General features: G+C 54.8%; 20 protein-coding genes. 8 read left to right on the top strand and 12 right to left on the bottom strand.

Translation table 11 applies throughout. The features are described 5' to 3' along the window. Nucleotides 1–21: 21 nt before the first annotated feature. The 11 genes from U5A65_RS36110 to U5A65_RS36060 form a co-directional block, all read right to left on the bottom strand. Nucleotides 22–885, bottom strand: a complete 864-nt coding sequence (locus U5A65_RS36110) for an MBL fold metallo-hydrolase (protein WP_321915939.1) — start codon at nucleotides 883–885, stop codon at nucleotides 22–24. Between the two features lie 12 nt (nucleotides 886–897). Continuing rightward, the gene (locus U5A65_RS36105) at nucleotides 898–1,695 is read right to left on the bottom strand and encodes a sulfite exporter TauE/SafE family protein (protein ID WP_321915938.1); all 798 of its coding nucleotides are present in this window, start codon (nucleotides 1,693–1,695) and stop codon (nucleotides 898–900) included. A 19-nt stretch (nucleotides 1,696–1,714) separates the two neighbouring features. Further along, nucleotides 1,715–2,164 (bottom strand): cyanase, encoded by a 450-nt coding sequence (gene cynS, locus U5A65_RS36100; protein WP_321890082.1) that lies wholly within the window; start codon nucleotides 2,162–2,164, stop codon nucleotides 1,715–1,717. Between the two features lie 35 nt (nucleotides 2,165–2,199). Next, on the bottom strand, nucleotides 2,200–3,129 hold the full coding sequence (locus tag U5A65_RS36095) for an ABC transporter ATP-binding protein (RefSeq protein ID WP_321915937.1): 930 nt from the start codon (nucleotides 3,127–3,129) through the stop codon (nucleotides 2,200–2,202). After that, nucleotides 3,119–3,988: a nitrate ABC transporter permease gene (gene ntrB / locus U5A65_RS36090; protein ID WP_321915936.1), complete on the bottom strand. Its 870-nt coding sequence runs from the start codon at nucleotides 3,986–3,988 to the stop codon at nucleotides 3,119–3,121. The genes U5A65_RS36095 and ntrB overlap by 11 nt, the downstream gene beginning before the upstream one ends. Before the next feature lie 15 nt (nucleotides 3,989–4,003). Then, a complete protein-coding gene (locus U5A65_RS36085; protein ID WP_321915935.1) occupies nucleotides 4,004–5,398 on the bottom strand; it encodes a CmpA/NrtA family ABC transporter substrate-binding protein in 1,395 nt (464 codons plus the stop codon). A 59-nt stretch (nucleotides 5,399–5,457) separates the two neighbouring features. After that, nucleotides 5,458–6,813, bottom strand: coding sequence for an FAD-dependent oxidoreductase (locus U5A65_RS36080; RefSeq protein WP_321915934.1), 1,356 nt, complete (start codon nucleotides 6,811–6,813; stop codon nucleotides 5,458–5,460). Then, nucleotides 6,810–7,949, bottom strand: coding sequence for an acyl-CoA dehydrogenase family protein (locus U5A65_RS36075; RefSeq protein ID WP_321915933.1), 1,140 nt, complete (start codon nucleotides 7,947–7,949; stop codon nucleotides 6,810–6,812). The genes U5A65_RS36080 and U5A65_RS36075 overlap by 4 nt, the downstream gene beginning before the upstream one ends. A 44-nt stretch (nucleotides 7,950–7,993) precedes the next feature. Further along, a complete protein-coding gene (locus tag U5A65_RS36070) occupies nucleotides 7,994–8,533 on the bottom strand; it encodes an OsmC family protein (protein WP_321915932.1) in 540 nt (179 codons plus the stop codon). Nucleotides 8,534–8,748: 215 nt separating this feature from the next. Next, the gene (locus tag U5A65_RS36065) at nucleotides 8,749–10,275 is read right to left on the bottom strand and encodes a sigma-54 interaction domain-containing protein (protein WP_415766253.1); all 1,527 of its coding nucleotides are present in this window, start codon (nucleotides 10,273–10,275) and stop codon (nucleotides 8,749–8,751) included. 104 nt (nucleotides 10,276–10,379) lie between these two features. After that, complete coding sequence (locus tag U5A65_RS36060; RefSeq protein WP_321915930.1) at nucleotides 10,380–11,312, bottom strand: cupin domain-containing protein; 933 nt, start codon at nucleotides 11,310–11,312, stop codon at nucleotides 10,380–10,382. A gap of 891 nt (nucleotides 11,313–12,203) precedes the next feature. Here U5A65_RS36060 and U5A65_RS36055 point away from each other — a divergent pair. The 5 genes from U5A65_RS36055 (at nucleotide 12,204) to U5A65_RS36035 (ending at nucleotide 16,627) form a co-directional block, all read left to right on the top strand. Further along, nucleotides 12,204–12,782, top strand: a complete 579-nt coding sequence (locus U5A65_RS36055) for a TetR/AcrR family transcriptional regulator (RefSeq protein WP_321915929.1) — start codon at nucleotides 12,204–12,206, stop codon at nucleotides 12,780–12,782. An 88-nt stretch (nucleotides 12,783–12,870) separates the two neighbouring features. Continuing rightward, on the top strand, nucleotides 12,871–13,641 hold the full coding sequence (locus U5A65_RS36050) for an MBL fold metallo-hydrolase (RefSeq protein WP_321847147.1): 771 nt from the start codon (nucleotides 12,871–12,873) through the stop codon (nucleotides 13,639–13,641). Between the two features lie 43 nt (nucleotides 13,642–13,684). Beyond that, nucleotides 13,685–14,095, top strand: coding sequence for an ester cyclase (locus tag U5A65_RS36045; protein WP_321847146.1), 411 nt, complete (start codon nucleotides 13,685–13,687; stop codon nucleotides 14,093–14,095). Between the two features lie 206 nt (nucleotides 14,096–14,301). Then, nucleotides 14,302–15,333 carry a helix-turn-helix domain-containing protein gene (locus U5A65_RS36040; protein WP_321915928.1) on the top strand — a complete coding sequence of 344 codons (1,032 nt, stop codon included), beginning with the start codon at nucleotides 14,302–14,304 and terminating at the stop codon, nucleotides 15,331–15,333. Nucleotides 15,334–15,859: 526 nt separating this feature from the next. Next, nucleotides 15,860–16,627 carry an OmpW/AlkL family protein gene (locus U5A65_RS36035; RefSeq protein WP_321847144.1) on the top strand — a complete coding sequence of 256 codons (768 nt, stop codon included), beginning with the start codon at nucleotides 15,860–15,862 and terminating at the stop codon, nucleotides 16,625–16,627. Nucleotides 16,628–16,751: 124 nt separating this feature from the next. Here U5A65_RS36035 and U5A65_RS36030 read toward each other — a convergent pair whose 3' ends face one another. Further along, complete coding sequence (locus U5A65_RS36030; protein ID WP_321915927.1) at nucleotides 16,752–16,985, bottom strand: helix-turn-helix domain-containing protein; 234 nt, start codon at nucleotides 16,983–16,985, stop codon at nucleotides 16,752–16,754. Nucleotides 16,986–17,634: 649 nt separating this feature from the next. Between U5A65_RS36030 and U5A65_RS36025 the strand changes: the two genes are divergently transcribed. The 3 genes from U5A65_RS36025 (at nucleotide 17,635) to U5A65_RS36020 (ending at nucleotide 21,218) form a co-directional block, all read left to right on the top strand. Next, the gene (locus U5A65_RS36025; protein ID WP_321915926.1) at nucleotides 17,635–18,993 is read left to right on the top strand and encodes an aspartate aminotransferase family protein; all 1,359 of its coding nucleotides are present in this window, start codon (nucleotides 17,635–17,637) and stop codon (nucleotides 18,991–18,993) included. 65 nt (nucleotides 18,994–19,058) lie between these two features. Then, nucleotides 19,059–19,724 (top strand): TetR/AcrR family transcriptional regulator, encoded by a 666-nt coding sequence (locus U5A65_RS41020; RefSeq protein WP_408602553.1) that lies wholly within the window; start codon nucleotides 19,059–19,061, stop codon nucleotides 19,722–19,724. A gap of 63 nt (nucleotides 19,725–19,787) precedes the next feature. Further along, entirely contained in the window at nucleotides 19,788–21,218 is a 1,431-nt protein-coding gene (locus U5A65_RS36020; protein ID WP_321915925.1) for an APC family permease, read from the top strand. Nucleotides 21,219–21,470: the final 252 nt, after the last annotated feature.

Below are 21,470 nucleotides of genomic sequence, written 5' to 3'. Positions count from 1 at the left end.
TCGCGATTCAGCCGCACACAATCAGATCGAGTCGATGGGAAACTGCATAAATCTCCTCCCACGCGAGTTCTGCACTGGAAGCTTCCCTGCGCGCAAATTAACCTGGATGGAAGGGAAGAATAGCCCCGGTAAGGACAGGCTCTGGTCTCGCCTGTTGCGCATGTCTCTGAACGTCGCCAGATTGATTCCGTCGCGAACATGGATGTTTGCGTGCCTCTGGTGTCGAACATTGGTCATGCAAATCGGCTCGCGTCCGTCAGGAGGATAGTCGTGACACAAAAAGAGACGCGTTTCTTCCCCGAGTTTGAGGATCCGGCGAGCTGATTTGTACAGGTTCTCGGCGCTTCCTCCAGGAAAATCGCAACGAGCAGAGCCAACGTCTGGCATGAATATCGTGTCACCAACAAATGCCACAGATTCCCCGAATAGAAATGCCACATCAGCGGGAGTATGGCCCGGCACGTGCATCACCGTAACGACCAAAGGGCCGACGTTGAACTTCTCGCCACATTCGAAGAGATGGTCAAAGTCACTTCCGTTGGGCTCAAACTCGGACCCAAAATCGAATATTTCCCGGAATACTCGTTGCACTTCGACTATGCCCGAGCCAATGCCGATCTGACCGCCAAGTTCTTGTTTCAGATAGTCTGCGCCGGACAAGTGATCAGCATGTACGTGCGTCTCGAGATGCCATTGAACCAGCAGGTCGTGCTCTCTAATGTAACTTGCGATCTTGTCAGCAGCTTCCGTCGAGACTCTCAAAGCCCTCAGTTCAAAGCCGAGAACAGAATCCACAATTGCACATTCGCGGTAGCCCTTCGCGTTCACGACGTAACTGAATGTCGACGTCGCCGGGTCGAAGAACGGCTCAATTCTAACTTCCATCTTCTCTGACCCTCAGGCGAATGTCTGCTTTAGCCACAGCACAGCGACGCTGAGGACGAGCAAAGCGAACACCGACTGGACCCACTGCCATGGCAACCGATGCGTCGCTATACGGCCGCCCGCAAGTCCGACGACCATCGCCCCGGTAAAGACCCAGCCAACAGACGCAATGTGAGCGCCGCCTAATAGTGACCCGACTACGGTAAAGGAACTTACGAGCGCTACGACTGCCAGTGACGTCGCAGTAACACCAACCATCGGCAAATCGCTAAACTGCCGCAATGCCGGGACAATGACGAAGCCGCCCCCTACACCAAGCATGCCAGTGAACAGCCCAGCCGAGGCACCAATACTTGCCATCGACGCGGCACAGCCTGCTGTCCAATGAAATCGCCCGGTTTCAGGATTCACCCGACAGAGCAGATTTTTGCTGGACTGTTCGCGCTGGTTAGCGTTTCCTAGCACCTGAGCAATCATCCGGACCGCTACGAACAGCATCACTCCGCAAAATATGAACGTTAGCCATCGCTGTGGCATCTCGTGTGCTAAATGCGCTCCAATTGGCGCGCCGACTGCTCCCGCAAGGGACATTGCAATGGCCGCCCTATAGCGCACATGACCACGCCTTAAAGCCGTTACCGCGCCAATTGCGGCCGCAGATGAGACTGCAATCAGGGAGATTGGCGCTGCATCATGCAGCGTCAACCCTAGACCCAGCATCAGTGCCGGCACGGCCATAACGCCGCCAGCTCCAGTCAGTCCAAGGACGGCGCCGATTGCCAAGCCGTAGACGGCCCCGGTGAACATCATAGGTCCTTCCCTTTTACGGTCAGTAGGACTTGTACGGCAAGAATTTGCCGGAGAGCACCACACTTACGCGGTCACCTTTCGCATCCGCTTGGCGCTGGATGTCCATCGAAAAGTCGATTGCACTCATGATCCCGTCACCGAACTCTTCGTGGATCAACTCTTTGATGGTCGTGCCGTACACGTTCACCATTTCGTACCAGCGATAGATCAGCGGATCCGTCGGAACAGCCGTCGGCAGTGAACCTTTGTATGGAACAATCTGCAACCACGCGATGGCTTCATCGGACAACTCGAAGATTTCACCAACGATGGCGGCCTGCTCTTTGCTCAGCTGCATCTGACCGAGGCATGCGGCGGTAGTCCACTCCTTCGCCATGCCTACTTTTTCAGCGACATCTGCCCACTTGAGGCCCTTGCGAACCTTCGCCGAAACGATCATCTCGGTAACCTGCGTGCGACTCGAAATCATGTGACTATCCTTAAAAAAATCTACCACTAGAAAAATTAAGCCATATTTCCGGTACGGAGCACGCGACCCTGTTCAAGCTCCGTAACGTTGTCTTGGCACAGACCGGGACGAACAATCTGCGTCATTTGATGCATGTCGCGCCCTTGTTCGATATCCTGCTGGATCGTTGCGGACCGTCGGACGAGAAAATCGATGAGATAGTTTCGGATCCGATAGAACTGAGGATCGTGAATCAGCGATTCTCGTGTCCTCTCCCGGGGCATCGTGTTCACAACGATCTCTGCAAGGCGAGCACGCGGACCATTACTCATCAAAAAAATTCGGTCAGCAAGCAAGATTGCTTCGTCCACGTCATGTGTGATCATGAAAACGGTCTGATGCGTAGCCAGACAGATGCGCAAAAGCTCATCCTGAATAACACCACGCGTCAACGCATCGAGTGCCCCGAAAGGTTCATCCATCAAAAGCATCTTAGGCGCGACGGAAAACGCGCGGGCAATCCCGACGCGCTGGCGCATACCACCCGATAGCTCCGATGGCTTTTTGTCGATCGCTCGCGTGAGCCCAACCATATCGAGAAAGCGCATCGCGCAGTCTTGAATCTGTTGCCGTGTCCAGTCTGGATTCCGTGACCGGACGGCAAATTCGACATTCTGTTTCGCTGTGAGCCAAGGCAACAGCGCATGCCCCTGGAACACTACGCCGCGATCAAGGCTTGGGCCAGCTATCTCCCGTCCGCCCATGACGGCACTGCCACCACTTGCCTGCTCAAGCCCACCAAGCACGTTCAGAATCGTGCTTTTTCCACAGCCAGAATGACCAATTACGCAAATGAACTCTCCACGGTCGATCTTGAAAGTCACGTCCTCGAAGACCGGTGGAAGGTCGGCGCGGTAACGTTTCGAGAGGTTGTCAATCTCAATGAATGCTCCGCCGATTGTGCTGCGACTGTCGTTACTCTGCATAGGTCACCTTCTTTTGCAGGCGCGCGAAAAGCTGGTCGAGGAGCATTCCCACAACTCCGATGATGACTACCGCGAACAGGACATTTGTCAGAGAAAGATTGTTCCACTGATTCCAGAGGAAATAGCCAACGCCCGTCCCGCCGACCAGCATTTCAGCAGCCACGATCACAAGCCATGCAATCCCCATCGAGATCCGCATTCCCGTGATAATTGTGGGTGCAGCGGCAGGCAAGACAATCTGGAGCGCTTTGCGCAACGGCGAAACTTCGAGGGTGCGAGCAACGTTCAACCACTCCCGCCTTACGTTTGCGACGCCAAATGCCGTATTGATCAGCATCGGCCATAGGGAGCAGATGAAAATCACAAAAATTGCGGAAACAGAAGCATCCTTGATCGTGTACAGCGCGATTGGCATCCACGCGAGCGGAGAGATCGGCTTCAGTAGTTGAATGAACGGATCAAAAGCGCGATATAGAAGCGGTGACATGCCAATCAGGAAACCCAGCGGTATCGACACGACGACAGCCAGCAGATATCCGCCAGCGACACGCAAAAGGGAATGTCCCAACTGGATGCCGATCCCTTTGTCATTCGGACCATGATCGTAGAAGGGGTGCGCGAGGTTTTTCGCTGCGACGGACAAGAACTGCGCTGGCGTGGGGAAACCATCACTTGTTGGCTCAGCCGATTGATCGCCCGGAGCCTGCCCCATCAACCGGGCATACTCCTTTTGCTCTGGTGTCGTAGGTGCCTGCTGAACTTGCGTGCCCGCAGTTGTTGCGAACTGCCAGCAAACAAGCAGGATGGCCACCATGGCAAGTGACACAAATGCAGCCTGCAACCGAATTGAAGACTTCATCTCATATCCTTTGAGTCAGGTCCGCTTGATTGCAAAATGTGCGAGGTACGTGGCAGGGTCCGCGGGATCGTACTCACGGCCCATCACTGAGAATTTCCGCATCCCCGTAGCTATCGCATCCTGGTCGGCTTCTTGCCCCAGCGCCTTCATTTGCACGCGCGCGTCCGTAAGCAAGAACACTTTTTTTGCAAGGTCATCGTAGGAAATCGGCTTCTTGATGTAGCCCCACCGTTGCATTTGTGTGAGCATCCAGGTGGCCATCGAATACCACGGCAGCGGCTGAAAATCCGTTCGGTCTGGCTGATCGCGCACATGCCCAAGACCATCGGCGTAGTGACCGTTGAGTGCCTGCAAAATGACTGTTTCCGGCTGGTTCAGATAATTCGGCGTCGAGATAGCACGCGCAATCGCAGGACGATTCTCCAGCTTGTGGGCATTCGCGGAGGCCTTCAGCAGAGAACGATATAACGCCACAAACGTGTTTGGATTCTTGTCGATGAAGTCCTGCGCCACACCGAACGCACAACAAGGGTGCCCATCCCAAATGTCGCGCGACAGGATATGAATGAAGCCCACCTGGTCATACACAGCACGCTGATTGAAGGGATCCGGCCCTAGGAATCCGTCAATGTTTCCTGCCCGCAAATTGGCAATCATCTCCGCGGGCGGAGTCACTCGCAGCTGAACATCGCGGTCGGGGTCAAGTCCGTGCTCTGCGAGGTAGTAGCGGAGCAAGAAGTTGTGCATCGAGTACTCGAACGGAATGGCGAACTTGAAGCCCCTCCAGTTCTTCGGATCGCGGTTGTCCTTATGCTTCAGAGCTAGCGTAATCGCCTGGCCATTGACGTTCTGAATGGCGGCAACTCGCATCGGCTGGGCAGCAGACGCAAGCCCCATCGAAATGGCGAGCGGCATCGGCGCCAGGAAATGCGATGCGTCGAGCTGATGATTCAGCATCTGATCGCGAACCAGGGCCCACCCAGCGGTCTTGCTAAGTGTGACGTTGAGGCCCTGCTCCCGATAGAACCCCATTGGTTCCGCTGTAATCAGCGGCGTGGCGCAATTAATCGGGATGAAGCCGATCTTCAGGTCTTTCTTCTCCAGTGGGCGCTTTTCCTCAGCCATCGCCTGAAGGTCAGCTAAGGGAAGCACACTTGCGATAGCGGCACGCGCAGCGTTGACGCCGACTGCTCGCAGGAATCGGCGGCGCAGCGCATCGTGGGGGAACAGCGCCCGGACGGCTGCCATTTCGATGAAATGACGCGACTGAGTTTCGTCACCCTGCCCCTGGGGGCGCGACGCAGCGCCGCTGCGTGCAGTGTGTTCGTCCTGGCTGCCGTGCATGCCACATGAACAGCGCTCCAGCGAGTGGTCCGGGCTATACGGACGATACGGATTCTCATCTTTCATGTTCGACGCACCTGCTTCAATCCGGACTTGGGTTAGCCGCCCTACGGGCGGCAGGACGTTCAAGCAACAAGCCGCTGCTTAGTGACGCCTGCTTCGATACGTGCAATCACTCGACCATCAAGGCTCTGCTCCATGCAAATCTGCCCATCTCGATCCTCCGGAGCGCTCCACGTGCCATCTGAGCGTGGGACCCCGTGGAGAACGACGGGAAATGCCTTCGTTTTCAGGCGGATCATAGGCGTGCTGTGGACATAGCCGGCATGTTCCCGATTGAGCGCGTGATGCGAAAGAACACCCGCCTGGCGCACGATCGGCTCGATGAAACGGCACGGCACCCCGGCGACACTGATGCAGTCGCCGATCGCGTAAATGTCTTCGACGCTTGTCTGCATCGACAACGGATCGACAACAATGCCTCGGTCAAACGCAAGTCCTGCCATTTTCGCGAGCCGCGTTTCGGTAACGAGTCCTGTTGCGGCAACGACTTCGTCAACGCGAATTTGCTCAGTGCCTTGCAGCAGAATGTCTTTTTGGTCGTTTTCCGCTTTCTCGATCTTCTCGATGTGACGCCCCCCCAAAAATCTGACACCCCCATCCTGCAAGCTCGTCAAGAGCTTTTCAGAAACTATTGCCGGAACCAGGCTGGCCAACGGACCGGGGTTCACATCGATAAGTGACACCGCGTGACCTGCGCGCGCAAAGTCCTCTGCGAGTTCGCATCCAATCATTCCGGCACCGACAATCGCGACGTGTTTTTTCGCGCCATCCAATCGTGCCTGAAGCCCTGACCACCCCGCCAAATCATTGACACGCCAGCAGAGTGAAGCTGGCATCTGCTCTGGCAGTGCCGGACGCGCCCCCTGTGCGACTACGAGCTTCGTATAGCGAATCGCCCCTCGCGTCGTCCGAACCTGATTGAGCGACGGGGAAATACCGACGACGAACGTTTCAGTCATCAGCCGCACGTTGAGGCGCCGGGCTGCATTTACGGCAGACTCACGAACCAGATCTGCAGGTTTCAAGCAGCGCCCGAGCGCTACGGACAGTTCGGGCTTCAGATATCTGTCGCCGTTGCATGCGGTCACGAGGGTGATAGGTACTGCGGGATCGAGCGCTCGCAACGCTTCAGCCGCGCTCCACCCTGCGATTCCGCCGCCCACGATGACGACCCCGAGCTCACGCGAAGGAGCAACGGCAGCAGCGTCAGTCTGCAGTGCCGTTCGCTCAAGCGGCTCATAAGGCTCGAAATCCGCCTTCACGACTCCACAGAGCGGACAAGCCCAGTCCTCCGGAATATCGTCAAATCGCGTCCCTGGCGCGAGCCCGCTATCTGGATCGCCCAGTTCTTCGTCATAAATCAAGCCACAGGCCCGGCAGAGGAATTGCCTCCACGGCAACGTGGTCGGCGTGTTCATTCGGGGACCTCCTCTTTCGACAGACGAGCCATCTCCCAACGCAGGTGCTTGATGGCGGGGGTGACGATCGCTACGAACTGGGCCTCGCGCACACGGCGCTGCGGAGCGGCGCTCATGAGGTAGCCGCGAGCTCCCTGATGCATAAGCGCAGAATTTGCAGCGCGCAGCGCCAGTTGCGCGCCTTGCACACGTGCGTCAAGCACATGGAGCAGATAGTCTTTACTGCCGTCATAAGGCGTCTCCGCAAGCCGAGCAACTCGCCCCCCCAGTTCGTCGTACTCCGCCTGAAGCTCCGCGGCGCCATCCTCAAGGAATTGGTTGACGTGACCAAGCACAGGCTCGACTTCGCGGATGGAGTCGATACTCCCCTGTGCAATCCCGATCGCCATTCCAGCTTGCAGTAGCACAAATACCGCTCGTATCTTTGCAATGAGAGGGCGCGCAGGATCTGCAATCATCGCGTCCTCTCCAACAAAGTAGTTGTCCAAGCGTATGCCCCAAGTGCTCGTTCCTTCCATGCCCGAAAATTCGGGGCATTGGCGCAGTACGACCTCGGGCGCGAACTTCAACAGGAACATGATCTCGTGCGACAGTGAGCCATCGTCGCGGAACACCCCCGCCATGGCACCGCAGTACTGTCCGGGGGCGATATGACTCACCCACGGCAGTGCGCCACTAACGCGATACCCCCCGGCCACCCTCACTGCGCGCAACAACATCTTTTCTATACCTGCCAGCGCTTTCATCGGATTTGAAAGCGCCGTGCCCCCAAAAGTACGCCCCATCGCGTGATCATTGAGCAGTTCGCCTGTCAGTGCGGGATTATCGGATTGCTCCATGTAAAGCCCACAGACGTCATGCGCCCACGTGAGAAACCCGGTCGACCCACAACGGCGACTCACAGCGCGCATGGCATCCAGTGCCAAGCCAACCCGACGACCACCTCGCTCGAGGTGCGCACCGAATGCGCCTGCGGCGCCGAGCGACCCCATGATCTCGAGAGGGTAATGTCCCTCGTCAATGCGATGCGCGGCTTCGGCAAGCGGGCCATCGGCGACGGCCGTCACGTTTGACATGACCTGCGAATCGGTCCACGTCGAATCGATCCGGTCGCCAGGAAAATCAACCGCTATCATGATGCGATACTCCCGTTTATCAGAGTGATGGAGCGTGCTGCGGCTTAGTCAGCGAGCGCGATGCTGAACGGGACGGGATTGCGCATCGTGTTGGCGACGGGCGAAAAGTAGTTTGCGTGCTTGACGATATCGTCCAGTTCCTCACGCGTGGCATCGCCTTCGATGAGGACCTTTACGCGAATCGCCTGGAAGCCCATTTGCGCAGGCTGACGTTCGGCGCCGCCGGCGCCCCACGCGGCGGTATTGCCAATATCGGCTTCGAGGAAGATTTCTAGGCGCGAAAGTTTGACTTCGCGGTAGGTTGCAACGGCTGTGATGCCGACACTCAGGCAACCACCCAGTGCGGACAATGCGATCTCACCCGGAGCGGGGACTGTGTTTTCGCCGAAAAGGTGGACCGGCTCATCCACGACGACCGGGTTGTGCGTGCCCACATAGCTCCACGAGCGGAACTGCCCCTGCATTACCGTGTGGACCTTGTTGCTGCCCTTACGCTCGGGGTTCTCACGGCCAGCGGCGGCAAATTTCAGAAGGCCTTCGCGGTCGATGGGGCGCAGGTAGGTGGTGACGGTTTCGGTACTCAAGGTATTTCTCCTGGTAACAGACGTGCCATAAAAGCCGGATAAAACGATCTGCGTGATCGCACATCAGACTAAGCAACGACCGTGCCAAGACACAAAAACCCCTTTACTGCTTTGTATTGGTTGTGTTTTTCGTCACCACCCGCCCGACCAGCCAGTTCGGTCAAATACCAGATTGTTTACAATGTCGACATTTTGTCGAACATTGTCATCTCACCCTAACTGCAGATTTTCTGCCAGCGATACGAAAACTGGCGTGTCGTCAAACCTAGCAGTTGCGCTGCGCGCGACTTGTTACCGCCAGCCGTCCGCAACGCTTGTCGAAGTTCGTCAGCAGAATGCGAGTCGTTCGCCATGTACTGGCGCACTCCTTCCGGGACTTGAATTCTCGCCTGCTGCGTCGACCTTGAGGTCTCCAGCGCTGGCACCAATTCAGCTGCGGGCATAAACCGTTCGACATCTTCCGAGTGAAGTATTGGCTTGTCGGCGAGCAGCACGACGCGCTCGATGAAATTCGAAAGCTCCCGGATATTGCCTGGCCATTGATGATCCTCAAGCCTGGCAAGCGCGTCAGGCGCAAGATTGACGTTGCGTTGGTTTGCCTGGTTTGTACGGCTAAGAAAGTGCAAAGCCAAAGGTCGAATGTCGCCTTTGCGCTCTGCTAACGACGGCAGACGAATAGGAATAACGTTGAGTCTGTAATAGAGATCCTGTCGAAACATGCCGTTGGCAACATCTATCTCCAGGCTTCTGTTGGTCGCGGCAACAAGCCTGACGTCCACCTTGATTTCCCGCTTTCCCCCAAGCCTAGTTATTGTGCCTTCCTGCAATGTGCGAAGCAGCTTTCCTTGCAACGCGAGCGGCAGTTCACCAATTTCGTCAAGGAATATAGTGCCCGAAGTCGCCTGTTCGAAAAGTCCCTCTCGCACACCCGTGGCCCCCGTAAACGCACCACGTTCGTAGCCAAACAATTCGGACTCGAAAAGCGAGTCGGGAATTGCCGCACAGTTCACCTTTATGAACGGCTTGTCACTCCGTTGGCCGGACAGGTGCAGAGCTCTGGCGAATAACTCCTTGCCCGTTCCAGATTCACCAAGCAGCAAGACGCTCGCTGAAGCATCCGAGACCCGCTCCAACTCCGAGATGGCCCTCAACAGTGCAGGCGAGGTGCCCACGATTCCGTACTTTGCACTCTCGTGCTCGAGCGCGTGCATCAACATTTCGTTCTGCTCCTCAAGCGCCCGCGTTCTCGCCCTCATCATCGAATCAAGATGGAGAAGATGTCCGGCCAGTATCGCCAGGATCCGCAAAATAGAAACGTCGCTCGATAGAGCGCGATTCCGGGCGCGAATTCGATGGCACGCAAGAACGCCTACACTGCGATCCTCTATCCGGATCGGCAGAGCAATAAATGAAACGGGGCCCGGCGGAAGGCGATCCCGTGGAACAGCTCGCGCGAGGAAAACGTCGTCCCGATCGATATCCTGTATGATGACTAACTGACCGTGGCGCAGCACATGCCCCGTTATTCCTTCACCAATCTTGTAGCACCCCCGTTCTATTTCGTCGGGCTTGAGGCCATACGCATAGCGGATTCTGCAACTGTCAGTCGCTTCATCCATGAGCACAATACGCCCTCTGTTCAGCCCAAGGAGCTCAGACATAAGATGGAGCGTTTCACGTAGGACTATGTCCGTCGAAAGACTTTTCCCCACAAGACTCATGATTTGCTGGAGAAGGAGCATCTCCTGCTCCCTCCAAAATCCGGGCGAATCGCTTTCACTGTGCAGGGAATTCATCTATCTACCCTTTCTCAAAACACGTTCCTTCATTGATATCTACTCGTACATCAAACATATTCGCCGGACGAATTCTTCAACCTATTACCACCCCATATTTTCCAGCTCGATACGTCGAAACCTGATTTATTGACAAGTAGTTTTTCAAAAAACTCAACATCATTGCAACCCACCCTCGACGCCACCTTCCCTACATCATCGGATTCCAATAACATTTTCATCGCCGACACGATGCGTATCCCGCCCAGAAAATCAGATACAGATTCTCCAGTGAAGGACATGAATAATTCGAGGAAGGCACTCTCGTGGATTTGACAGACAAGGGCAAGTTCGTGAGCCGTCCAATCATGCGACGGGTTGGAGAACATGTGATCGAACGCCGGCTCGAGATACCCCTCCTCGCACGCCCGACCACCTCCGGAATGCTGGTTCGCCAGCTCACAACGCAACGTCATGAAAAAGAGCGCTGATGCGAGATTGCTTGCGAAATAGGAACCACCCGTCTCTGGATCGCAGGCTTCGTCCAAGATAAGTGCAATGAGGCGAGAAAGGCGCAATTGCGGTGTACTTTGCCCCTGCACGCTAAAGACCACGATTGAGGGCAGGCAGCGACGCAGAAGTACGAGATAAAGCGACGATACGAAGAACCTGCCGCTAAGTACCTCCGTCGGCCGAGATTCAACCGCTGAGCTCCGTTCAAGAGCATCCCGGGCATTTAATGGCTCCAATCGGTGCCCGCAGGCATCGACCATCACCGCAATGTCGCCAGCGACCATTGAACGACGACGTCCTGCCGCGTCAACGACACGCACGCCCCCCTGGACGACATAATGCCAACTGAGCTCCGGCACATTGCAGTATTCATTGACTTCGATCTGTGCGGATTTCGTGATTGAACGACGCAATTCGCACACACCGCGCACATGCATCACATCCAAGAGATGAGCTAAAAATCTCATTTGATCACCAAAGCTTTGGGACACCCGGCCGACATGTCCAGTATTTAGGGCTAGACTCCCCGCGCAGCGCACTGCAGCACCTGCGGCGCGCGATCGGGCAAGATTAAGCAATTTGTATGCCAGCACAGCATCTATCTGACAGACCAGACAACGTGCTTTAGGCCATTGGCAGTCTGAACATGCGTGCCCCCCCCACAGCAAATGGTGTCGTATTTCACCCGGCCGTGTAGGCGGCCCACAGACTCGCTCGCTGCGAGAATGCAGGCGGTCTGGCTGACCGCTCCATGGAAATGATGTCGGCGATGTTTGTAGCCAGGGGGAAGATCTGAGACCCCCCCCAACATGCATCACCTCGCGAATTCCAGTACGCTTCCTGAATAGAACGGCGTGACGCAACAAGCACACTTCAGGATTGCGTCGGCATGGGTGCAGGTTGCAACCTTTTGAGTGGAGCAACGCTCAACTCGGGAGCGACGCGCTACCGGTCTTCCTCCCACTTCCTGACTCTTTGAGTCCTGAAGGCCCACGAGTGGACGGTCGCACCAGTGAGCGCTCAGTCGATGCTTCGACACCGGTCCGCTTCGACCTCCTCCCACACACGCCTTCCAGCACCGTCCTCCCAAGCGCAACTGATCCTGTACCACATTCGCATCTGCGGCGGATATGCGACCGGCCTTTCATTCGGGGCGGCTCACGATGGCAGGGCGCCCATACCTGCCGCAAACGCGAAACGGCACACCCCCGTGTGTTCCCAACGAGGGACGTTAAAGACCCCCGAACGCCAGCCCGTTTGGCGTCAGAACAGCACAAACTCTCCCGACGAGGACTCCGGTCAGTCTGATTGACATTCCGTAACGGATGTTCCATAATAGCACCTACTGCGAGACGTAACCGCAATTGAAGCGAGGGTAGTTTATGGCGCGGCCACGGGAGTTCGATGCCGCAGAAGTTTTGCACAAAGCGATGGGGGTTTTCTGGCATAAGGGCTATGAGAGCACTTCAGTCGTTGATTTGGTAGAGGCGACCGGCCTCGGAAAAAGCAGCCTCTATGGAGCATTTGGCGGAAAACACGAGCTCTTTCTGGCGGCATTCGATGCGTACCGAAACGACCGCGTTCGCGACATGCGCAACATTCTTGAGCATGGACCGGCACGCCACTCCATCGAGACGTTTTTTCGCATGATCGTCACGGACGCCCACTCGCCGCAGTTTTCGAATGGATGCATGAGCATCAATCAAGCGGTTGAGATGGCTCCGCACGACCCTGAGGTCCGGCAGCGCGTGCAGGACGATTTTCAGCATATTGAGCACGCGCTGAGACGTGCGATAGAGCGCGGTAAAAGAGATGGCTCGGTGAGGTCCTCAAAGCCCGCGCGAGACATTGCTCAGCTGCTCGTCGTGGCATTCCCAGGGCTTCAGGTAATGGTCCGCGCTGGTTACGATAACGAGCGGCTGAACGATGCTTTAAGGCTGTTGTTCTCGAATCTCGATTGAAGATGTGCATGCTTTTATGCATGCATTTTTTTCCTTTGTTATGTAACGATCGTTCCGTAACAATTTCTCCACGCACAAGGAGGTCCTCATGAAGATCCAGCAAATCCGCAATGCAACCGTCATCGTGGAATTCGCCAACACGCGGTTCCTGGTCGATCCCGTACTCTCCCCGAAAGGCACTTACCCCGGATTCGAAGGCACTGCGAACAGCCATCTCTTTTGGCCAACGGTGGAGTTGCCCATCTCCGTCGAGCAGATTCTCGACGTGGACGCCATCATCGTTACCCACACGCATCTGGATCACTGGGACGACGGCGCCAAATCCTTGATCCCGAAGAACATGCCGATCTTCGTCCAGCATGAAGAAGATGCTGAGATTGTGAAAGCATCAGGGTTTTCAGATGTTCGCTTGCTGACGGAAGACTCGTCATTCAACGGGCTGACGCTCATCAAGACTCCCGGTCAACACGGGTCGGACGAAGCAATTCACGCCATTGGTGATCTACTGGGTCAGGTGAGTGGCGTCGTTTTCAAGCATCCGTCAGAAAAAACGCTGTATCTGGCCGGCGACACGGTGTGGAATAAATATGTCGAAAGCTGCGTAGAAACCTATCAGCCCGATGCCATCATCCTAAATAGCGGCGATGCCCAAGTCCCCGGTCTCGGTTCGATCATCATGGGTAAGGAGGATGTCTATAAGGTCCATCAGGCAGCGCCGCACGCCACTCTGATTGCGACTCACATGGAAGCAGTCAACCATGCTCTGTTGACACGCAAGGAACTGCGCGAATTCTCGGCAGAGAAAGGCATGGTCAACTACCTGCTCGTCCCGGAAGACGGCGAGGTTTGCGTCCTCTAAACCGCGGACAAAACTCCTCAAATTATTTAGAAGGATCAATATCATGTCTGTTGAAGCGAACAAGGACCTTGTCCGTAAATTCTACGCCGCACTCCAGCGGGAAGACTATGTCGCCGCCGCTGAACTCTGTCATCCGAACTTTGTGTTCTACACGCAGGTTGATACGCCAATCTACGGTACGGACGGCTTCGTCCAGTCGGAGAAGAAGAACTTCGACGCCTTCAAGGGTTTCCGGTTTCCGATTGAGGCGTTGCTTGCCGAAGGTGACCAAGTCGCCGCCTATTTGACGTTCGAGGGCAAACAATCCGGACCGATCGAAGGTGTGGAACCTACTGGCAAGACGGTGCACTTCTCGCTGATGATGCTCCTGAAAGTTGCCGACGGCAAAATCATCGAGAAACGGGCACACTTTGATCGATTCGACATTCGTCGACAACTGGGCGCACAGGTCTAATCCACGTCGTTAAAGATAGCCGAGTGTAGTGCCCCCTGACTTGTCTCCGGGGGGCAGTCAGGCGCAGGATAAGCCTGCGTCGGGAGGGGTGCTCGCGCACCACTTCCCGCCCGGGTGGTATTCAAGACGCAACCGAGTGGGCCATGCCAGAAATCTCTTCAAGAATACGGATAGCTACGAAATCCGACGAATGAGGCACACAAACCATGAGGCGTTCATTTACGACATCCGAGTTCGCGCCCAGTGATCGTCTTGCCGCATGGGAAAGGTGGATCACGGACTATTGCGCACCAATGTCAATGTCAGCTGAGAATGTGCAACGGCAGCATTTTGAAGCACGGGTTGACATGATAGATGATGGTCCGTTCTGCATTTCACACCTCCAGGCGACCGACCATGTAGCAAATCATCGCCAAGGTCTTTCGGAAGGCAAGGATGGGGAGCACGTTCTCTTGTCCGTGCAATTGAGCGGAATCAGTACGATTCTCCAAGATGGCCGCACTGCCCAGCTCGGTCCGAATGACATGGTGATATATGACGCCTCCCGTCCGTTCATATGGAACTTCTCCGGCCAGCAATACACAGTGCGCTTCCGTCGCGCACTTTTGTCGTCTCGCGGGCCTTGCGATCGCAGACATACTGCCATTCGGGTGCCTGCACAGAGCGGTCTCGGGCGCATCGCAGTCGAACACGTCAGTACCATCTATCGTGAGTTCGGCCACATTCGACGCTCCCCAACAGTTATCGAACACCTTTGCGGCACTACCGCTGATCTCATTTCGGCAGCACTGTCCGAATATTTCAACACGTCTCCAGTACTCGTGTCGGACGTTCGGGAAATGCATTTGCGCCGCGCTCACGTCTTCATCTCCGAGAATCTTCGCGACCCGGCTCTGCGCCCATCCCAAGTCGCAGCCGCGCTCGGTATATCGCAACGCTATTTGTATCGCATATTTGCTAATAGCGACAAATCTATCAGCGATTTTATCCTCCATAAGCGTCTCGATGGCTGTGCGAATTGGCTTGCCCAACCAGCTTGGCATCATCGATCAATCACCGACATCGCCATGAGTTGGGGTTTCAACAACGCTGCTCACTTCAGCAGACTCTTTCGACATCACTTCGGAATGTCGGCACGCGAGTACCGGACGTTAGGATTGAATACTGGCGACAACTCAATTACATGCGCAGAGTCAATAGCAAATAAGATCAACATTCAATCGCGCGAACTAGGGTGAACACTCGAAAGGCTAGCCGCCGGACTTTGGGCGGCGCGTTTCAGCTCGCGATCTTGATTGCTAAAGATCGGTTGACTGGTTCGCGGTCTTGCACTGTGATATGGGCATGCTGCGGACAACGCGCGATGCGCCCGCCTCGATTCTACTATTACGCAAAAGTCGCTTGAAGAGCCGTAGTGAATTTGAGTTGCGTCACCGAGCAAGCGATTTACGATAAGCCGCCAAGATATCGAACGCTTCAATTGAGTGCCACTGAGCACTCTCTTTCCGCAAGTGAGCAGACCAGATTTAGCCGCCAGCATGGCACGAAACATCAACAATCTGGTCCCTTCCAGACAAGACAGCACGAAATTGGTCGTCGACACTGCATTCGGTGTGACGAAAATCATAGTCACGTCCACATGCTCTCTCGAATATTGGCTGCGCTTTTCGAAATATCTGGGGCATTCGACAATGTAGACAGAAGAATCAAAAGACCCACAACTGCCAAATAGTTTGAATCAATCGATGGGTATCGGAGACAAGTATGCTAAAGCGTTTCAATATGAGCATCCCGGCAATGGTGCTCGCAATGTCGGCCTCGCCGATGGCATTCTCGCAAAGCGTGGGGAGCTTTGTCGCGTCGCTAGGTCCGGCGTGGATTGACTTCGGAAGATCACGTGCTACGGAACTTCAAAGTCAGTCGCCGTTTGGAACCTTCACGTCAGCAGGAACAGATGCGCAAGTACACAATGTCGTCACCCCCGAGCTAACGCTTTCCTATTTCGTGACGGATAACATCGCCCTCGAAGCGATTCTGGGCGTGCCGCCAAAACTGAATTTATACGCGCAAGGCAACGTAACTCCTTTGGGTTCGGGCGGTCCGGCACTTCAAATGGGTGACCTACACCCTTTCGCAACGGCCCGAGCATGGGCACCGATTCTTCTTGCCAAGTATTTCTTCGGTGCCGCTAACAACCGGTTTCGCCCCTTCATCGGTGCAGGCGTGAACTACACCTGGTTTTCCGCAGTCCAGTTGAACCCGAACATTGCTGGCGTGCTGACCCAGTTTGGCGGCCCGGGTGGGCATGCCGAAGGGTCGCTGAGCAATTCGTGGAATCCAGTTTTCTCCCTTGGTGCGTCATATCAGATCTCCGATCGCTGGTATATGACTGCGTCCGCGACCTATCTTCCGCTTGTAACGCATGCACACTTTAATGCTGTATCTCAGTCCGGTCAAACAACCCTGACAAACTCAAGCAAGATCACAGGTGACCCTATCGCAGTTTTCGTCGGGATTGGCTATCGCTTCTGAGGCCGGAATGGAAATGCTTTCAGTGAGTGCCAATAACTCGCGAGGATGCGCCGCGGATACCGCGGCGCACTTCAATAAGTGCCTCATTGACAATCTGCTTGCTGTCGGCGGAACTCCCTGGAGTTCACACCTTCCAGAGGGGGAAAAAACGCGAAAAGTACGCGATTTCGGAAAAGCCAAGCAGGTCAAAAATCTGTGCCACTGTCGTCATCGTATATACGAGATTCCGCTTCGCCTCGAGCAGCCGCCGCTGATGCAGGTACTGGAGTGCGCTCTGCTCATCGCAGCTATCACCGGAATGTTCAACGGGTATATCAGACGAACTGCGCACCCGCCCAATGACGAAGTCTTTCGCCAACCTCAATCCGACGGAACTTGCGAGAGGTCGCGAAAACCTCAAAAAAGCACGCCTTGAGCGCACTACTTCTCGCGGAAGATGATATCGAAAGCGGTTGCGGGCGAGCATGAGGCCTTTTTGCGGAAGTTGCCAGCCAGGGCTCCCCCGGGGGCTGCTGGCTAGGAGTGCAGCGTACTGGAAAACACCTAGATTCGCGTCCGATGCCCGGCTGATGAGGCGTTCGCGGTGTTATTCAATCCATCTATAACGATCATTTATTGGCGTGGGTTTTTCGTGAAGATAGGTGCAACTACTATTTGTACAAATATATATTCTTCTCGAATCCTAACGACTTCGAAATTGAATTTTCCTTGGGAGACGTCAAGGCCGCACACCACAGAAGCGCGCGCGAGTGTCTACCAAGAACATATACCGCGCGTGAGAGAAATCTCGTTGCCGGTTGCATTGGTAAATATAACAAGTTCCAAGCTATCAGGGTTAGTGGGTCATGGCTGAGTCGGACGCTAACAATTCAAATCGTCAGATTGCCCCCATATCAGACTAGTTAAACACGGAGACGTTGACTTAGCGATATCTAACTGCCTATCAACTTCCACGCACAGCACGAGGACGTGCTGGGTTGCACACTACCAGACCAACAGGACACGACATGGATTCGAGCAACAATGCCCGCACGGCGGACATTCAACATCACTACCATCCCGTTACCAGCCCGACGGAGCTGAGACGCGACGGGCCTTCGCTCGTGACAAAGGGCGAGGGTATTCGCTTGACGATTGATGGGCGCGAGCTCTTCGACGGTTTCGCTGGGCTTGGTTGCGCAGCTATCGGCTACGGAAACGAAGAAGTTGCCGCTGCGGCCTACTCGGCGATGAAGCGTCTTTCATTCTGCCATAGCTTCTGGGGTCAAGGGAATCCTGACGCAGCCCTCCTCTCCAAGAAGCTCTCCGAGCTTACCAATGGAGACTTCGACACCTTCTTCTTTGCATCGACAGGATCCGACGCAAACGAATCTGCCATCAAGATCATCTACTACTACTGGAAGCTGCGCAACCAGCCGACGCGTAAGATCCTGCTGGCTCGAAACTATGCATATCACGGCAACACCGTCCTGACAACTGTTCTCTCTGGCATTCACCACTATCACGAGCAATTTGATTTGCCCATCAGCGGTGTTGTTCACCACGTTGATGCCCCGTACTGGTATCGCTACGGAAATGGCAAAACGGCGGAAGAACAAGGGGCCGAAGCTGCGGCGTCGCTTGAGCGCAAGATCCTTGAACTCGGTGCTGAAAATGTTGCCGCATTTTTCGTTGAACCTATCCAGGGAGCCGGCGGTATCATCATGCCGACCGCAAGTTATCTGAAGCAGGTTGCCGAGATCTGCAAACGCCACGACATTCTCCTCGTTTCTGACGAGGTAATCACTGGCTTCGGGAAAACCGGCTCGATGTTCGCCTACCAGCATTACGGGTTCCAGCCCGATATCCTGGTCGTGGCAAAAGGCATTACATCGGCGTACTTCCCGCTTTCCGCAGTCGGGCTCGGCGCCAAGGTCGCCGATGTTCTGACAGCCGCAGATGAGATGTTTGTTCATGGCTTCACAAATAGCGGCCACCCCGTGGGAGCCGCTGTTGCTCTGGCGAACATTGATGTCATCGAGAAGCAGAAGCTGCTCGAACATGTGACAAAGGACCTCCATCCCGCACTGAACTCATGGATGCAGAAGTTCTCTCGTCATCCTGCCGTAGGCGAAGCACGTTCGGTCGGTGTCATTGCGGCTCTCGATTTCTCGCTTGGCCACACCGAAGAGGAACAAACTGCCTTCTGCGAGGCAGTGAGTCAAGAAGCACGCAATCGAGGCTTCATTGCAAGGGCGATCGGCCCGGTCCTGGGAATGATCTTCCCTCTTATTACGACGGTTGACGAGCTCAACGCGTGCATGGCGATTCTGGAGTCGTCCTTGGACGCTACATACGCTCTCACCGTAGCAGAGGCAAAAGTGTAAGCACTTGCCGTGGCTGCTGGCACCGTTCGGTTAGGCAGCCCCATCAGTCTCAGCCGCTCTTGACCATGGACACCCCGAAACTTACATCCCGACATACCGATTGGCGACGTCAAGGCTCGGCGATCCGGCGGCCTGTTCAAGAGCGCGGACGCAAGAAGTTCGAACAGATACTCCAAGTAACGGAGAGCTTCCTGGAGTTCCGCGAACCTGGCGACATAAGTATCTACGATATCGCCTACAGCCTGAACACCGCACCGCCCAGCGTGTACCACTTCTTTCCCGACGTTTCATTGGTGTTCGTGGCCTTGGCGGAACGGTACCTTCAGCAAATCACGGAAGTTTGCGCAGTGGGAAGTGCAACGATTTTCGTTCGATGGGAGACATTGCTTGACGCCTATTTTGATCGCGTCTTGATGCTCTACCGAACGAGACCGGCCATGCGGAAAGTTCTTCTTGGCTTAGGTTACACGCCTGAGATACGCAGGCTAGACATAGACAACAATCGAATCGCTGCAAACTACCTTCTCGAGGCACTAAGAAGTCATTTCGTAGTTCCTGAGGTAAGCGATCTTTGCGACAGAGTATCGGAGTCGATATCCATTAGCGATTCTATATGGACCCTACATCTTCATCGTCATGGAGAAATATCTGAGCTGGCCAGACAACGAGCTTCAGACGCAAGAAACGCATACTTAAAAAACATCCTACCTGACATGATGCCACGCAGGTAGCACACGCCGTTTGCCTCAACAAATCAATCACATTCCTGCGACGATTCAATTTGGAGTACTAATATGGAAGAGCTGTCGGCACTTTCGGGTACAAGTTCACCCGAGGACTCATCTCTGTTCGGAACGCTAGGTACTGGCGCGGTGGCACTACTCACAATCTCGGCGGCCGCCCCGCTTGGTGCAACTGTAGCGGTTGGTCCCGTCGCGGTGATTTTCGGCAATGGGGCGGGTCTTCCAGGCGCCTTTTTGCTAACTGGACTGTTTCTCTTCTGCTTCGCAGTGGGATATTCTGCTCTTGCGGCAGAGATACCTGGCAATGGAGCATTTTATCGCTACACCACCGTTGTCTTCGGGCATCGAGTCGGCATGGGAACCGCCTGCGTGTCCCTAGCATCATATCTAATGATGACTGCGGCGCTCGCGACTTTAACCGGGTATTTTGTGGACCTTTCCGCCCAGTCATTCGGCATACATATTGGCGCTCAGGCGTGGATAATTATGTCCATGATCGCAGTTGCCGCCTTTGGTATCAGGAATATTGATGTCGCGGCCAAGGTAGTAGTTCCTCTTATTATTTGTGAATTTGGCGCTCTTTCAATATTGATTATTGCAATCGTTGCTCATAAAGGAATAAATTCCTTTCCGGTTGAAGCAGTTTCGCCGTCCACGGTATTTTCCCCTGGTTTTGGAATTTCTGTGATGTTTGCGCTTAGTGCGTTTGTCGGTGTCGAATCCGCAGCACTTTACTCCGCAGAGGCGAAGAATCCAAAGACTGCGATCCCGCGAGCAACTATCATCGCAGTGGGCCTCGTTGGTCTCTTCTATTTCATTACCTTCTGGGCGTTCATCGGTGACATTGGGATTGACCATGTCGCTGCAATCGCACAGAAAGGCCTGACGGACGTCAATATTCAGCAGAGCCTTTTCCTTGACAGCTTCGGAAAAAATCTTGGACCGATTGCCGAAAAAATCATCTCCTTAATGATCGCGACTAGCTCGTTCGCCGCCTTTCTGAGTCTCCACAATGCTGCAACGCGCTACGTCTTTACGCTGGGAGACGCGCGCATCTTGCCTCGCCGCTTCGGTGTCGCAAGCGCCAAGGCCGGGTCACCCGCAACTGCAAGCATCGCGGTCAGTGTGTTTGTAGCAGTAGTAACGCTGGCGTTAATCATCTCACGCGTTGACTATGTAACCGCGTTCGCGCCAACCATTGCGCTGGGCACAACGGGCATCATCGTCCTGCAAGGTATCGTGGCTTTCGCTACGGTCTTCTACTTCCGTCGACGCAAAGATCCTCGCATCTTTACTACCTTTATCTTGCCCCTCATCGGCTTCATCGGAATCTGCTCAGCATTCTTCCTGACCCTTTCCAACTACGACGTACTCTCCGGATCCAGCTCGACCATTATCAACTCCATGCCACTCGTATTCATCCTGATTTTTGCGTACGGGTGCATCACAGGAAGAGGTAGATCCGAAAAGAACGCCTCATAAGTGATATGCGCAGAATTTGGGTAACGCTCACTTCGTCACGAGGACACCCTGCTCCTTGCTCACAAGTTCGATCTGATGCGCAAGGAGCGATTTGTCCACAACACTGCACCACATCATTTGGTTCACTGACGCAGTAATACTATTTTGTATCGCTTTTTTCGAGCTTTCTATAATAAATATTAGCACTACGAATTAGCATTGGAGATTTCGATGAAAATTAGACTCATCGCTGCACTTCCACTCTCTGCACTG

The sequence above is a fragment of the Paraburkholderia sp. J10-1 genome, from assembly GCF_905220165.1.
In the GTDB taxonomy this organism is placed as follows: Bacteria; Pseudomonadota; Gammaproteobacteria; order Burkholderiales; family Burkholderiaceae; genus Paraburkholderia.
This window is presented reverse-complemented; position numbering and strand designations above follow the sequence as displayed.